Raw genomic sequence first — 12,877 nt, 5'->3', positions numbered from 1 at the left:
CGCCGCAAGGGCGTAGAGGTTTGGTTAGACATAAATTCAATTGTTCTTATAGGGGAAAGTGGTCACCAGACGGCTGGATCGTCTTATTTTTTGTCGGATGTGTCCAGTGTCCTGTCGTGAGGTCGCGGCTTAGGCTCTTTGAGCCTTATCCAATCAACAATAATCACAGGTGGCTGCATGATCCCCAGAACCTTGTTCAATTCCGACCACGAACTCTTTCGCGACAGCGTGCGCACCTTCCTGGAAAAGGAAGCCGTGCCGTTTCACGGCGAGTGGGAAAAGCAGGGCTATATCGATCGCCAGCTGTGGAACAAGGCGGGCGAGGCGGGGATGTTGTGCTCGCACATTCCCGAGGTGTACGGCGGCCTGGATGCCGACTTTCTGTACAGCGCCGTGGTTATCGAAGAGGTAGGGCGCCTGGGGCTGACGGGCATCGGTTTTTCCCTGCACTCGGATATTGTCGCGCCCTACATCCTGCATTACGGCAGTGAGGCACTGAAGCACAAATACCTGCCGAAGCTGGTCTCGGGCGAGATGGTCACGGCGATTGCCATGACTGAGCCAGGTGCGGGTTCCGACTTGCAGGGGGTGAAGACCACGGCTGTGCTGGAGGGCGATGAATATGTCATCAATGGCTCGAAGACCTTTATCACCAACGGCTTTCTCGCCGATCTGGTGATTGTGGTGGCCAAGACCGATCCCAAGGCTGGCGCGAAAGGCACCAGCCTGTTCCTGGTGGAGGCCAGCACGCCGGGTTTCTCCAAGGGCAAACGTCTGGAGAAGGTCGGGATGAAAGCCCAGGACACCTCGGAGCTGTTCTTCCAGGATGTTCGTGTACCCAAGGAAAACCTGCTGGGCCAGGCCGGGATGGGGTTTGCCTACCTGATGCAGGAATTGCCCCAGGAGCGCCTGACGGTGGCCATCGGCGGCCTGGCCTCGGCCGAGGCGGCGCTGCAGTGGACCCTGGACTACACCCGCGAACGCAAGGCTTTCGGCAAGGCCATCGCCGACTTCCAGAACACTCGCTTCAAGCTGGCGGAGATGGCGACCGAAATTCAGATTGGCCGGGTGTTTGTCGATCGCTGCCTGGAGCTGCACCTGCAAGGCAAGCTGGATGTGCCCACGGCGGCCATGGCCAAGTACTGGGGGACCGACCTGCAGTGCAAGGTGCTCGACGAGTGTGTGCAGTTGCACGGCGGCTACGGGTTCATGTGGGAGTACCCGGTGGCCCGGGCCTGGGCCGATGCCCGGGTGCAGAGGATTTATGCCGGGACCAACGAGATCATGAAAGAGATCATCGCCCGTTCCCTTTAAGGGGCGGCCTGCCCGCGATTGGGGTGGCGCGGTCCGGCAGGCTGCCGGACGCTCCCCGTCGCAGGCAGGTGAGGCTCAAGGGGCGGGGTTTGGGTGATCCTTATGGATCGCCTCGATCCCGGCCAGGACCTCGTCCGACAGCTTCAGTTGAAAGCTGGCGATGTTGCTGTCGAGTTGCTCAAGAGTGGTCGCGCCAATGATGTTGCTGGTCACGAATGGCTGCTGCGTGACAAAGGCCAGGGCCATTTGCGCCGGATCCAGGCCGTGTTCGCGGGCCAGGGCCACATAGCGGCTGCAGGCAGCTTCCGATTGGGCGTTGAAGTAGCGACTGAAGCGGCTGTAGAGGCTCAGGCGGCCTTTGGCAGGGCGTGCGCCATTCTCGTACTTGCCCGACAGGAAACCGAACGCCAGCGGCGAATAGGCCAACAGGCCGCACTGTTCGCGAATGGCAATTTCCGCCAGGCCTACTTCAAAGCTGCGGTTGAGCAGGTTGTACGGGTTCTGGATCGACACTGCGCGCGGCCAGCCGCGGCTTTCGGCCAGGGCCAGAAACTTCATGGTGCCCCACGGGGTTTCATTGGACAGGCCGATATGGCGGATCTTGCCGGCCTTGACCTGTTCATCCAGGGCTTCGAGGGTTTCCTCCAACGGGGTGAAGTCTTCATCGGCCTGGTGCTTGTAGCCGAGCTGGCCGAAAAAGTTGGTGCTGCGCTCCGGCCAGTGCAATTGATACAGGTCGATCCAGTCGGTCTGCAGGCGCTTGAGGCTGGCGTCCACCGCTTCGACGATGTGTTTGCGGTTGTGCTTGAGTTGCTTGTCGCGAATGTAGTCGATGGTGTTGCCCGGCCCGGCGATCTTGCTGGCCAGGATCCAGTCGGCGCGATCGCCGCGGGTCTTGAACCAGTTGCCGATGTAACGCTCGGTGGTGGCGTAGGTTTCGGCCTTGGGCGGTACCGGGTACATCTCGGCGGTGTCGATGAAATTGATGCCGGCGCTCTTTGCGCGTTCGATCTGGGCAAAGGCCTCGGCTTCGCTGTTCTGCTCGCCCCAGGTCATGGTTCCCAGACAGATCGCGCTCACATTCAGATCGGTTCGGCCCAGCTGTCGATAATCCATCGGGTACTCCTTTGGGGAAAACAATCATAAAAGCAGGTTGAATTTTTTTTCGCAATCTGCATAATTGCGCACCTCTTTCTGCAGTGGAAGTGATGCGCCGCCTGCCGAAGAATCTTGCCGTTGAACGGACGCGCTGACCCGAGCCCCCGATAGCGTCTGTATCCGGCTGCCTTTGACTTGTCAAAGTACGCACTATTCAGTAAGATCCGCCGTCTAATTTACAGGGCGGCCCCTGAGGCTATAAAGAATGAAAACTTTTACTGCTAAACCGGAAACAGTAAAGCGCGACTGGTTTGTCGTCGACGCTGCTGGTCAGACCCTGGGTCGTCTGGCCACCGAGATCGCGAGCCGTCTGCGTGGCAAGCACAAGCCTGAGTACACTCCTCACGTTGACACCGGCGACTACATCGTCGTTATCAATGCTGAGCAGATCCGTGTAACAGGTGCTAAAACCACCGATAAAATGTACTACTCCCACTCCGGTTTCCCGGGCGGCATCAAGTCCATCAGCTTCGATAAGCTGATCGCTAAAGCCCCTGAGCGCGTGATCGAGACTGCGGTCAAAGGCATGCTGCCTAAGAACCCGCTGGGTCGCGACATGTACCGTAAGCTGAAAGTCTATGCGGGCGCTGCTCACCCTCATACTGCTCAGCAGCCCCAAGAACTGAAGTTTTAACGGAATAGTTCATTATGTCGGCGACTCAAAATTACGGCACTGGCCGTCGCAAAACCGCAACCGCACGCGTTTTCCTGCGTCCGGGCACTGGTAACATCTCGATCAACAACCGCTCCCTGGACAACTTCTTCGGTCGCGAAACTGCCCGCATGGTAGTTCGTCAGCCGCTGGAATTGACCGAGACCGTTGAAAAGTTCGACATCTACGTCACCGTTATCGGTGGCGGTGTAAGTGGTCAAGCTGGCGCAATCCGCCACGGCATCACTCGCGCTCTGATGGACTACGACGAAACTCTGCGCGGTGCACTGCGCAAAGCTGGCTTCGTAACTCGCGACGCCCGTGAAGTTGAGCGTAAGAAAGTTGGTCTGCGTAAAGCGCGTAAGCGTCCGCAGTACTCGAAGCGTTAATTCGCTTTCGCGTTCAAAAACGCCCAGTCTCCTCGCGGAGCTGGGCGTTTTTTATGGGCGTAGATTTTTGGTGTGACAACTTGCCACATCCGTAGAGGCCCTATACTACAAGGCTTGGCGCTAGGTCCGTCTAGTAATTACCTTGTCAGAGTAGGGGCTTTTCATTACCATTCGGCAAAATTTTTATAAGTTCAGATTTTTACTTAGTAGATGCCTGATTTAACAGGCCACAAAGCTGATGGGAGAGGACTGAATGAGCAATGACGGCGTGAATACAGGCCGGCGTCGCTTCCTTGTAGCAGCCACATCCGTGGTGGGTGCTGCAGGAGCGGTGGGGGCTGCGGTCCCGTTCGTGGGGTCATGGTTTCCCAGTGCCAAGGCGAAAGCCGCAGGTGCACCGGTGAAAGTGAATGTCAGCAAAATCGATCCAGGTCAGCAGATGATTGCTGAGTGGCGCGGTCAGCCGGTGTTCATTGTCCGCCGTACGCAGGAAATCCTGGGAAATCTGAAAAAGATCGAGGGTCAGCTGTCTGATCCGGACTCCAAGAATTCGGAACAGCCAACCTACGTCGACCCGGAGGTGCGTTCGATCAAGCCAGAGATTCTGCTGCTGATCGGTATCTGCACTCACCTGGGCTGTTCGCCAACCTTCCGTCCAGAGGTGGCACCTGCGGATCTGGGCAAGGACTGGGTGGGTGGCTATTTCTGCCCATGCCACGGTTCCCACTACGATCTGGCTGGCCGCGTCTACAAGTCGCAACCTGCGCCTTTGAACCTGCCAGTTCCCCCGCATTCCTATGAGTCGGACGACATCATTGTCATCGGCGTCGACACGGAGAAAGCGTGATGAGCAAGTTCATGGATTGGGTTGATGCACGCTTTCCCGCGACCAAAATGTGGGAAGACCATCTCAGCAAGTATTACGCTCCGAAGAACTTCAACTTCTTCTACTTCTTTGGCTCCCTCGCACTGTTGGTTCTGGTCAACCAGATCGTCACCGGTGTGTGGTTGACCATGAGCTACACACCTTCGGCGGAGGAGGCGTTCGCTTCCGTTGAATACATCATGCGTGACGTGGAGTACGGCTCGATCCTGCGCCTGCTGCACTCCACCGGCGCCTCGGCGTTTTTCATCGTGGTCTACCTGCACATGTTCCGTGGGCTGCTCTACGGCTCGTACCAGAAGCCACGGGAGCTGGTATGGCTGTTCGGCATGCTGATCTACCTGGCGCTGATGGCAGAGGCCTTCATGGGCTACCTGCTGCCTTGGGGTCAGATGTCCTACTGGGGCGCCCAGGTGATCATCTCGCTGTTCGGCGCGATCCCGGTCATCGGTAACGACCTGACCCAGTGGATCCGTGGTGACTACCTGATTTCCGGTATTACCCTGAACCGCTTCTTCGCGTTGCACGTGGTGGCCTTGCCGATCGTGATTCTCGGCCTGGTGGTGCTGCACGTGCTGGCGTTGCATGAAGTCGGCTCGAACAACCCGGACGGTGTGGATATCAAGAAGCACAAGGACGAAAACGGCGTACCGTTGGACGGCATTGCCTTCCACCCGTACTACACCGTGAAAGATATCGTCGGCGTGGTGGTGTTCCTGTTCATCTTCTGCACCATCGTGTTCTTCTTCCCGGAAATGGGCGGCTATTTCCTCGAGAAGCCGAACTTCGAAGTGGCTAACGCCTTTAAGACCCCTGAGCACATTGCCCCGGTTTGGTACTTCACGCCGTTCTACGCGATTCTGCGTGCGGTGCCGGACAAGCTCCTGGGTGTCATCGCCATGGGCGCTGCGATCGCTGTTCTCTTCGTCCTGCCTTGGCTTGACCGCAGTCCGGTCAAATCCATGCGCTACAAGGGCATGCTGAGCAAGATCTGGCTGTGGGTGTTCTGCATCTCGTTCGTGATCCTGGGTGTCCTGGGTGTTCTGGCGCCGACTCCGGGTCGTACGCTGCTGTCGCAGGTATGTACGTTCCTGTACTTCGCCTACTTCATTCTGATGCCGTTCTACACCAGGCTCGAGAAGACCAAACCGGTTCCGGAAAGGGTGACTGGCTGATGAAAAAGCTATTTGCTGTACTGATTCTTGCTGCTTTGCCTATGTTGTCCTTCGCGGCCGAGCATGGTCCTGAGCTGGAAAAAGTCGATATCGACGTCTCGGACAAAGCGGCCATGCAAGACGGCGCACGTACGTTCGCCAACTACTGCATGGGCTGCCACAGCGCCAAGTTCCAGCGCTATGAGCGCGTCGCGGATGACCTGGGTATCCCCCATGATCTGATGCTGAGCAACCTGGTGTTCACCGGTGCCAAAATCGGTGACCACATGAGCATCGGCATGCAGCCTTCCGATGCCAAGGCATGGTTTGGTGCGGCGCCGCCGGACCTGACCCTGGTGGCTCGTGTTCGCGGTACCGACTGGCTCTATGGCTATCTGAAATCGTTCTACGAAGATCCGGCGCGTCCTTGGGGTGTGAACAACAAGGTCTTCCCGAACGTCGGCATGCCTAACGTGCTGGTTGGCCTGCAAGGTCGCCAGGTAGTCGGCTGCAAACAGGTGCAGATTGTCGAAGACGGCAAGAAGCAATATGACCCGCTGACCGGGACCCCGCTGACTCACGAAGCCTGTGATCAACTGACCATCGTGCCGAAAACAGGTGCGCTGACAGAAGAGCAGTTCGACGAGAAGGTCAAAAACCTAGTAACCTTCCTGGCTTACTCGGCCAACCCGGTAAAACTGCAGCATCAGCGTATCGGCACTTATGTGTTGTTGTACCTGGCCTTCTTCTTCGTATTCGCCTACTTGCTCAAGCGCGAATACTGGAAGGACGTTCATTGATAAAGCTGTAAGCAACTGCTGTTAATCGTGCGCGCCCAAGGGCGTCTCTGAAGGTGTAACGGTCTGGGTCATCCAGGGGTTACGGGAGACGCCCTCTGGGCGCGCTCGTTTTTCTGCTCCCGATAATTTCAACAAGCGAGGAGGATCGCCATGGGCGTGACCAATCGGTTGGCCTGTTACTCCGACCCCGCCGACCACTATTCCCACCGAGTACGCATTGTGCTCGCAGAGAAGGGTGTCAGCGCCGAGATCATCAGTGTGGAGGCGGGCCGTCAGCCGCCGAAGCTGATCGAAGTGAACCCTTACGGGAGCTTGCCCACCCTGGTCGATCGTGACCTGGCGTTGTGGGAATCGACCGTCGTGATGGAATATTTGGATGAGCGTTACCCGCATCCGCCTTTGCTGCCGGTTTATCCGGTGGCTCGTGCCAACAGTCGTCTGCTGATTCATCGCATTCAGCGCGATTGGTGTGGTTTGGTGGATCTGATTCTGGATTCACGCAGCAAGGAAGCGGCTCGCGTGCAGGCTCGTAAAGAGCTGCGCGAGAGCCTGACCGGGGTTTCTCCGCTGTTCGCGGACAAGCCGTTTTTCCTCAGTGAGGAACAAAGCCTGGTGGATTGCTGCCTATTACCAATACTCTGGAGGCTGCCGATCCTGGGTATTGAATTGCCGCGGCCAGCCAAGCCGCTGCTTGATTATATGGAGCGCCAGTTTGCGCGTGAGGCTTTCCAGGCGAGTCTGTCTGGTGTCGAACGCGACATGCGCTAAGGCTTAAGGAGCCGCTATGAACTCCAGTCGACCTTATCTGGTCCGCGCGCTCTATGAGTGGATTGTGGATAACGATTGCACCCCGCACATGCTGGTCAATTCCGATTACCCAGCGGTGCAGGTGCCACAAGGTTTTGCCAGTGATGGACAGATTGTCCTGAACATTTCGCCGAGTGCCGTACGTCATCTGCACATGGATAACGACGCGGTGAGCTTTGAAGGGCGCTTCGGTGGCGTGCCGCACACCCTGTACGTGCCTATAGCAGCCATCCTGGGCATTTACGCTCGGGAGAATGGCCAGGGTATGGTGTTCGACCTGGAGTCGCCTCTGGATGAGGATGGCGACGACGAGATCGAAGCGGACGATGATATGCCGCCACCAGACAGCGAGCCACCGCGCCCCAGCGGTCGGCCCAGCTTGAAAGTGGTGAAGTAATACAGCGGTAATAAAAAAGGCGATCCAGATGGATCGCCTTTTTTGTGCCTGTCGCTTATGCGTCAGTCGATGTACTCGAACACTTTCACCACTTTCTGAACCCCGGAAACGCCCTGCACCACATCGCTGGCGCGCGAGGCTTCCTGTTGGGTCAGCAGGCCCATCAGGTAGACGATGCCGTTCTCGGTGATGATCTTGATGCGCGAGTCCGGGACATTGCTGTCGGTCATCATCTGCGCCTTGATCTTGGTGGTCAGCAGCGCATCGTTGCTGATGGCCAGCAGGGTGATGGGTTGCATGACCTGCAGCTCGTTATGCACTTTCTTCACGCGCTGTACGCTGCTGGCGGCCTGTTCGGCCAGTGCCTTGAGGTCTTCGCGCGGGGTCTGCCCAACCAGCAGCACCACGCCGTTGAAGCTGGTCACGCCAATGCGCGATGCGCCGTTTTTCAGGTCTGGGGCGGCTTGGGCGACGTTGACTTCAACCTTGGTCTTGATCAGCGAGTCGTCGATCTTGCTGCCGAAGGTGCGGGTGCCACGGTCGTCCTCGATGGGGGTGTCACGGCTCGCGGTGATTACCGAGCTGCACCCGCTGATACCGAGGCACAAGGTCAAAGCCAGTAGGCTAAGGCGATTAACGGTCATTCTTCACTCCCGAACAGTTGGCTGTCGATCAAGTCGCAGAGGCAGTGGATCGCCAGCAGGTGGACTTCCTGGATACGTGCGGTGACATTGGCCGGGACGCGGATTTCAACGTCTTCGGGCAGCAGCAGCGAGGCCATGCCGCCGCCGTCACGTCCGGTCATTGCTACGACAATCATTTCGCGATCATGTGCGGCCTGGATTGCCTGAATTATGTTCGCCGAGTTTCCGCTGGTGGAAATCGCCAGCAATACGTCACCGGGCTGGCCCAAGGCGCGGATCTGTTTGGAGAAGATTTCGTTGTAGCTGTAGTCGTTGGCGATAGAGGTGATCGTCGAGCTGTCGGTCGTCAGTGCTATGGCCGGCAGGCTCGGGCGCTCGCGTTCGAAACGGTTGAGCAGCTCCGAAGAGAAATGCTGGGCATCGCCGGCAGAACCGCCGTTGCCGCAGGAAAGCATTTTGCCTTCGTTGAGCAGGGCGTTGACCATCACTTGGCTGGCTTGCTCGATGTGCGGTGCAAGTACGTCCATCGCCTGTTGCTTGGTGTCGATACTGGCCTGAAAAAGCTGGCGAATTCGGGATTGCATGTCCATCTGTGTGACCTTAAGTGGCGCGGCTTTCCGGCACGTGAATGTGCAGCTCGCAAAGCAAAGAGCAAAAGTGTTGGGTGAAAATGGGCTGTGCCCGAGAGCTTGGGTCAGCAGTCAAAGGCATTGCGTAGCCAGTTCAATTCGGGTTCGGCGCCTGGGGCGCTGTCTATGGCGACCACATCAAAACGGCAGGGGTGGTTGGACCAGCGAGGCTCGCTCTGCAGAAAGAACTGCGCGGCGAGTATCAGTTTTTGCCGCTTGCGCGCATCGATACTGCCGAGTGCGCCACCCCATTGCGTGTGTTGTCTGTAGCGGACTTCGACGAATACTACTGTATCGCCGTCAAGCATGACCAGATCAAGCTCGCCGCGTTTGCACAACCAGTTCTGCGCCAGCAGGCGCAGCCCCTGTTGCTGGAGATGCCTGAGCGCATGGCTCTCGGCATCTCGTCCGCTTTGCTGGCGTGATCGTTGGAGCATTAGCGTGGGGTGTCGGGCAGGCGGGTAACCTGGCCTTTTACAAATTGTGCCCAGGGAAGCTGGCGTTCGACTCGCTGGTTGGGGCTCATGCTCAGGCTGCCGCTGTAACCTTCGATTCTGCTGTCTGGCAGTGCCTTGAGTTGACCCAGGCGAGGTGCCAGGCGATAGGCGTCTACGCCCAGGGCGAACAGGCGTCCCAGGCTGCCGCCTGCTTGTGGCCATTGTGCGGTCACTTGTTTGCGCAGCGGATCGTTGGCGTCCAGCAGCCACGGAGTTTCACAGAACAGTACGCCGTTCATGTCGTTGTACTGATCCTGATCGCCGCTGGCGCTGAAAACCTGCGAGGTGGCATACACCGGCACATCGCCTGCGTATTGGAAGTTCAGCGTAGGTTTGATCTGTTGGGCCTGCAGTGGGGTGGCATCGAGGAAGATAAACTCGATGTCCTGGCGCCGCGACGGCTGTGCTGCCACCTGAGTGCCTACGGTATTTTGCAGGCTCTTGGCGCGGCCTTCACTTTGGCGCAGGTGAAACAGGTCAGCGATCTGCTGGGCCAGGGCGACAGGTTTGTCGACGCGTTCGACGCCGACCACTGTGCCGCCGTTGGCTTCCCAGTCCTGGCGGAAGGCTTTGAGCATGCGCTCGCCGCGATCGCCTTTCGAAATCATGATGGCGGCACGATGCAGGCCGTCAGCACGGGCGCGGCGCGAAGCTTCGCGTGCTTCATCTTCGGGGGCCAGGCCAAACTGGAACATCTGAGCCGGGGCCTGCTCGCCATCGTTGTAGTTCAGGGCCAGGGTGGTGATGGGCAATTGCGGGCGGGCAGCCAGTTGCTTGACTTGCTGTTTGTCCAGCGGGCCGATCACCAGTTGCACGCCTGCCGCCTGGGCTTTGCGGTAGAAGTCATCCAGCGAGGTCTGGCGCGAGCTGTCATAGAACTCGATGCTTGGCGGATTTTGCCCAGCTTGTTGAGCCTGGTAGTGGGCAGCCATGAAGCCTTCGCGCAGCGCCTTGGCAGAGGCGGCCCAGGGGCCATCCAGCGGCAGCAGCAGGGCAATCTTCGACAGCGGTTGGCTGGCCAGTTCCTTGAGCTTGATCAGGGGTTGCGGCAATTGAATTGCTGCGGGGTGTTTCGGGTTCTGCGCGCGCCAGGTATCGATGGCGGCTTGCTGTTGCTCCAGGGTGCCGGCGGATTTTACGGCCAGGGCCAGGCTCATCCACCCGGCGAGGTCGTCATTGCCGGCGGATTGCAACTGGTCGGTTGGCAGGGCGGCGATCAGTGCCCAGATGGCTTCATGGTTTTTACTGGCGGCCTCTCCGGTGAGCAGGGGAGCAATCACGACACGCTCGCGGGCGGCGGCAAGTGTCTGGCCGTCAGCTTCGAATGCGCGAGCATGTACGGTGCCGGTGCGAACCTGCTGATCGGCTGGCAATTCGCCGAGGCGTTGCAGGCTTGGATGGCTCAGGGCTGCCAGGGCGGCCTTGGGCTGGTTGCGGGTCATCGCGAGTTCTGCTGCCAAGGTGCTGGCAAAGACCTGCTGTCCCGGTTTGAGTTGTTCGATAGGCACTTGCTGAAGAATCTGTGCCGAACGGCCGGCGTTGCCCTGGCGATAGGCCAGGTCGGCAGCACTCAGGCGCAGAAGGGCGGCCTTGTCGGGTGATTTGCTGTTGGCGGCCTGTTCGAGCAGTTGCTCGATGCTGGCGTCCGGAGTCCGTGGAAGTTCGCCAAGGCTGGACGAGGGCGAGCTGGCGCAAGCCACCAGAAGGGTAGCCAGGCAGAGGGCAGTAAACAGCCGCAAGCAAGCGATCATGTAAGTGTTCCCGATACTCGATCAAATTAGCCTGGAATTGTACCCAAGCGCTGGCCGGGGCGCGATGTTACTGGCGATAAACCGGCTATTTAGGTCGTGCAAATGTTGCAGTGCTCCAGAAACGACGCAAAAGGACTGAGTAATGCCGGGATTGTCAGGCGCATTACACAGGCATCTACGCGCTACAATGGCGCTTTTGCCGAACAAGAGGTGTGCGCTTTGACTGCTCCAGGTCCTTTGAATTCCGCTGCTGGCTCGCTTTATGTGGTGGCGACGCCCATCGGCAACCTGGATGACATCAGTGCCCGGGCGCTGAAGCTGCTGCGCGAGGTTGCCCTGATTGCGGCCGAAGACACCCGGCACTCGCTGCGACTGCTGCAGCACTTCGGTATTTCCACGCCGTTGGCGGCGTGTCATGAACACAATGAGCGTGACGAGGGCAGTCGCTTTATCACCCGTTTGCTGGCGGGCGATAACGTGGCGCTCATTTCCGATGCTGGCACGCCGCTCATCTCCGACCCGGGGTATCACCTGGTACGCCAGGCGCGAGCAGCGGGGATCAACGTGGTGCCAGTTCCGGGAGCCTGTGCTCTGATTGCTGCGCTCTCCGCGGCCGGGCTGCCCTCCGACAGGTTTATCTTCGAGGGTTTTCTGCCGGCCAAGGCCGTGGGGCGTCGCGCCCGGTTGGAGCTGTTAAAGGAAGAGCCAAGAACTCTGATCTTTTATGAAGCGCCCCATCGGATTCTTGAATGCCTGCAGGATATGGAGCTGGTCTTCGGTGCCGAGCGGCCTGCATTGCTGGCGCGGGAACTGACCAAGACCTTCGAAACCCTCAAGGGGTTGCCGCTGGCCGAGCTGCGTGGTTTTGTCGAGGCTGACAGTAATCAGCAGCGCGGGGAGTGCGTGGTGCTGGTGGCGGGCTGGACGGTACCTGAAAGTGCCGAGGCTATCAGTGCAGAGGCCATGCGCGTTCTCGACCTGCTGCTCAAGGAGATGCCGCTCAAGCGAGCCGCCGCGCTGGCCGCGGAAATCACCGGCGAGCGCAAGAATGTGCTGTACCAAATTGCCCTTGATAAACAGAAGGGCGAATAAACACCGGTGCAGAGTGGCAAAAGGCTTTTAGCGCTTGTTCTTCGGCCTCTCTGCCGTTAACCTGCGCGGCGGAGAGTCGATTGGACAGTCGCTGCCCTCTATGAAAATTAGGGGGGGGAGGAAAGTCCGGGCTCCATAGGGCGGAGTGCCAGGTAATGCCTGGGGGGCGTGAGCCTACGGAAAGTGCCACAGAAAATAACCGCCTAAGCACTTCGGTGCCGGTAAGGGTGAAAAGGTGCGGTAAGAGCGCACCGCACGTCTGGCAACAGTTCGTGGCTAGGTAAACCCCACTCGGAGCAAGACCAAATAGGGTTCCAAGGCGTGGCCCGCGCTGGAACCGGGTAGGTTGCTAAAGATGTCCAGTGATGGCCATCGTAGAGGAATGACTGTCCTCGACAGAACCCGGCTTACAGATCGACTCTCCACCTTTTCCCTCCCTGCTGGAATCACTGGCAGAAGCGCTTTTGTAATACCGAAAAAATCTTACTCTTAACAAATCACTTTAACTTCTGAGTGCAGCGCATTGAGCTGCTTCAAGTTAATGGGTCAAAACCTCATCCAAATTCTCGTTGCCCCTTCTTTTAGTCTCCTAAATCTCCGTTCTATAAGGCTTTTCCGTCGCTCCGCGCCTTGACGGTGTGGTGGGCGCATTCCTATAGTGTGCGCAAGTGGCGGAAAGTGGCATGAAGTGGGTTTTTTGGGCGTAAAAC

At 58.3% G+C, this 12,877-nt stretch carries 14 protein-coding genes and 1 other RNA gene; 10 read left to right on the top strand and 5 right to left on the bottom strand.

Annotated elements, in window-relative coordinates; all coding sequences use genetic code 11:
- Window positions 1-177: 177 nt before the first annotated feature.
- On the top strand, window positions 178-1,314 hold the full coding sequence (locus AC19YX_RS18230) for an acyl-CoA dehydrogenase family protein (protein WP_078472406.1): 1,137 nt from the start codon (window positions 178-180) through the stop codon (window positions 1,312-1,314).
- 75 nt (window positions 1,315-1,389) lie between these two features.
- Here the strand turns inward: AC19YX_RS18230 and AC19YX_RS18225 are convergent, their stop codons facing one another.
- Window positions 1,390-2,430, bottom strand: a complete 1,041-nt coding sequence (locus tag AC19YX_RS18225; protein WP_020297566.1) for an NADP(H)-dependent aldo-keto reductase — start codon at window positions 2,428-2,430, stop codon at window positions 1,390-1,392.
- 247 nt (window positions 2,431-2,677) lie between these two features.
- On the opposite strand from AC19YX_RS18225, the gene rplM reads away from it, so the two are divergent.
- The 7 genes from rplM (at window position 2,678) to AC19YX_RS18190 (ending at window position 7,554) form a co-directional block, all read left to right on the top strand.
- Window positions 2,678-3,106 carry a 50S ribosomal protein L13 gene (gene rplM / locus AC19YX_RS18220; protein WP_020297565.1) on the top strand — a complete coding sequence of 143 codons (429 nt, stop codon included), beginning with the start codon at window positions 2,678-2,680 and terminating at the stop codon, window positions 3,104-3,106.
- A 14-nt stretch (window positions 3,107-3,120) separates the two neighbouring features.
- Complete coding sequence (gene rpsI, locus AC19YX_RS18215) at window positions 3,121-3,513, top strand: 30S ribosomal protein S9 (protein ID WP_003205364.1); 393 nt, start codon at window positions 3,121-3,123, stop codon at window positions 3,511-3,513.
- Window positions 3,514-3,766: 253 nt separating this feature from the next.
- Window positions 3,767-4,360, top strand: coding sequence for a ubiquinol-cytochrome c reductase iron-sulfur subunit (gene petA / locus AC19YX_RS18210; RefSeq protein ID WP_020297564.1), 594 nt, complete (start codon window positions 3,767-3,769; stop codon window positions 4,358-4,360).
- On the top strand, window positions 4,360-5,571 hold the full coding sequence (locus AC19YX_RS18205) for a cytochrome b (RefSeq protein ID WP_020297563.1): 1,212 nt from the start codon (window positions 4,360-4,362) through the stop codon (window positions 5,569-5,571). The genes petA and AC19YX_RS18205 overlap by 1 nt, the downstream gene beginning before the upstream one ends.
- Entirely contained in the window at window positions 5,571-6,350 is a 780-nt protein-coding gene (locus AC19YX_RS18200; protein ID WP_020297562.1) for a cytochrome c1, read from the top strand. Before AC19YX_RS18205 ends, AC19YX_RS18200 begins: the two co-directional genes overlap by 1 nt.
- 150 nt (window positions 6,351-6,500) lie before the next feature.
- Window positions 6,501-7,118, top strand: coding sequence for a glutathione S-transferase N-terminal domain-containing protein (locus AC19YX_RS18195; RefSeq protein WP_020297561.1), 618 nt, complete (start codon window positions 6,501-6,503; stop codon window positions 7,116-7,118).
- Between the two features lie 16 nt (window positions 7,119-7,134).
- The gene (locus tag AC19YX_RS18190; protein ID WP_020297560.1) at window positions 7,135-7,554 is read left to right on the top strand and encodes a ClpXP protease specificity-enhancing factor; all 420 of its coding nucleotides are present in this window, start codon (window positions 7,135-7,137) and stop codon (window positions 7,552-7,554) included.
- Window positions 7,555-7,616: 62 nt separating this feature from the next.
- On the opposite strand, the gene AC19YX_RS18185 is transcribed toward AC19YX_RS18190, so the two are convergent.
- The 4 genes from AC19YX_RS18185 to AC19YX_RS18170 all read right to left on the bottom strand — a co-directional run bounded on the left by AC19YX_RS18185 (window position 7,617) and on the right by AC19YX_RS18170 (window position 11,075).
- Complete coding sequence (locus AC19YX_RS18185; RefSeq protein WP_078472404.1) at window positions 7,617-8,198, bottom strand: BON domain-containing protein; 582 nt, start codon at window positions 8,196-8,198, stop codon at window positions 7,617-7,619.
- Window positions 8,195-8,788: a phosphoheptose isomerase gene (locus tag AC19YX_RS18180; RefSeq protein ID WP_020297558.1), complete on the bottom strand. Its 594-nt coding sequence runs from the start codon at window positions 8,786-8,788 to the stop codon at window positions 8,195-8,197. The genes AC19YX_RS18185 and AC19YX_RS18180 overlap by 4 nt, the downstream gene beginning before the upstream one ends.
- A 104-nt stretch (window positions 8,789-8,892) precedes the next feature.
- Entirely contained in the window at window positions 8,893-9,264 is a 372-nt protein-coding gene (locus AC19YX_RS18175) for a YraN family protein (protein ID WP_421548720.1), read from the bottom strand.
- The gene (locus AC19YX_RS18170; protein WP_078472403.1) at window positions 9,264-11,075 is read right to left on the bottom strand and encodes a penicillin-binding protein activator; all 1,812 of its coding nucleotides are present in this window, start codon (window positions 11,073-11,075) and stop codon (window positions 9,264-9,266) included. Before AC19YX_RS18170 ends, AC19YX_RS18175 begins: the two co-directional genes overlap by 1 nt.
- A gap of 219 nt (window positions 11,076-11,294) precedes the next feature.
- Here AC19YX_RS18170 and rsmI point away from each other — a divergent pair, with 219 nt between their 5' ends.
- The gene (gene rsmI / locus AC19YX_RS18165) at window positions 11,295-12,167 is read left to right on the top strand and encodes a 16S rRNA (cytidine(1402)-2'-O)-methyltransferase (RefSeq protein ID WP_078472402.1); all 873 of its coding nucleotides are present in this window, start codon (window positions 11,295-11,297) and stop codon (window positions 12,165-12,167) included.
- A 72-nt stretch (window positions 12,168-12,239) separates the two neighbouring features.
- An RNA gene (gene rnpB / locus AC19YX_RS18160) (RNase P RNA component class A) lies at window positions 12,240-12,593 on the top strand.
- The last annotated feature ends 284 nt before the right edge of the window (window positions 12,594-12,877 follow it).

Source organism: Pseudomonas sp. MF09150 (assembly GCF_059862355.1).
The sequence above is the reverse complement of the archived record's forward strand: the minus strand, read 5'-3'. Positions and strand labels throughout refer to the sequence as shown.

Coding starts and splice junctions, on each gene's coding strand:
- AC19YX_RS18190 (WP_020297560.1), top strand. CDS start 7,135: ATGAACTCCAGTCGACCTTATCTGGTCCGCGCGCTCTATGAGTGGATT.
- petA (WP_020297564.1), top strand. CDS start 3,767: ATGAGCAATGACGGCGTGAATACAGGCCGGCGTCGCTTCCTTGTAGCA.
- AC19YX_RS18205 (WP_020297563.1), top strand. CDS start 4,360: ATGAGCAAGTTCATGGATTGGGTTGATGCACGCTTTCCCGCGACCAAA.
- AC19YX_RS18185 (WP_078472404.1), bottom strand. CDS start 8,198: ATGACCGTTAATCGCCTTAGCCTACTGGCTTTGACCTTGTGCCTCGGT.
- AC19YX_RS18195 (WP_020297561.1), top strand. CDS start 6,501: ATGGGCGTGACCAATCGGTTGGCCTGTTACTCCGACCCCGCCGACCAC.
- rpsI (WP_003205364.1), top strand. CDS start 3,121: ATGTCGGCGACTCAAAATTACGGCACTGGCCGTCGCAAAACCGCAACC.
- AC19YX_RS18200 (WP_020297562.1), top strand. CDS start 5,571: ATGAAAAAGCTATTTGCTGTACTGATTCTTGCTGCTTTGCCTATGTTG.
- AC19YX_RS18225 (WP_020297566.1), bottom strand. CDS start 2,430: ATGGATTATCGACAGCTGGGCCGAACCGATCTGAATGTGAGCGCGATC.
- AC19YX_RS18175 (WP_421548720.1), bottom strand. CDS start 9,264: ATGCTCCAACGATCACGCCAGCAAAGCGGACGAGATGCCGAGAGCCAT.
- AC19YX_RS18170 (WP_078472403.1), bottom strand. CDS start 11,075: ATGATCGCTTGCTTGCGGCTGTTTACTGCCCTCTGCCTGGCTACCCTT.
- AC19YX_RS18180 (WP_020297558.1), bottom strand. CDS start 8,788: ATGGACATGCAATCCCGAATTCGCCAGCTTTTTCAGGCCAGTATCGAC.
- rplM (WP_020297565.1), top strand. CDS start 2,678: ATGAAAACTTTTACTGCTAAACCGGAAACAGTAAAGCGCGACTGGTTT.
- AC19YX_RS18230 (WP_078472406.1), top strand. CDS start 178: ATGATCCCCAGAACCTTGTTCAATTCCGACCACGAACTCTTTCGCGAC.